At 61.3% G+C, this 555-nt stretch carries 1 protein-coding gene; it reads left to right on the top strand.

From position 1 onward, the window contains the following. Positions 1–12: 12 nt before the first annotated feature. Positions 13–555: aldo/keto reductase (locus F2B26_RS17800; protein WP_235929736.1), on the top strand; the 543-nt coding region annotated here is incomplete at its 3' end.

The following is a 555-nucleotide window of genomic DNA, read 5'->3' as shown; positions in this document are numbered from 1 at the left end:
AGCGAGCCCATCGTGCGTCACGCGCTGGAGGCCGGCGTCAACTTCATCGACCTGGCCGACTTCTACTCGACCGGTGTCGGCGAAGAGGTGGTTGGCCGCATCCTGAAGCGCCTTGCGCGCCGCGAAGAGCTGGTCGTCACCACCAAGGTGGGCTACGACATGGGCAACTACCCCAATGCGGGTGGCCATTCGCGCAAGCACATCCTCGACGGCATTGATGCGTCGCTCAAGCGGCTCGACATGGACTATGTCGATGTCTACATGCTGCATTTCTTCGATGTGCACACGCCTGTTGAGGAAACCATGCGCGCGATGCACGACGTTGTAGAGGCTGGCAAGGCGCGCTACCTCGGTGTGTCGACCATGTACACGTGGCAGTTCGCCAAGATCATGCAAGTGTGCGAGCGCAACGGCTGGCACAAGCCGATCAACATGCAACTTCAGCTCAACCTCGCTTACCGCGAAGAAGAGCGTGAGATGGTGCCGTACTGCATCGACCAGGGGGTTGGGGTGTCGGTGTTCAGCCCGCTGGCACGCGGCCTGCTGACGTGCGAG

The organism is Cellulomonas citrea (assembly GCF_009829685.1).
GTDB classification, from domain to species: domain Bacteria; phylum Actinomycetota; class Actinomycetes; order Actinomycetales; family Cellulomonadaceae; genus Cellulomonas; species Cellulomonas citrea.
This window is presented reverse-complemented; position numbering and strand designations above follow the sequence as displayed.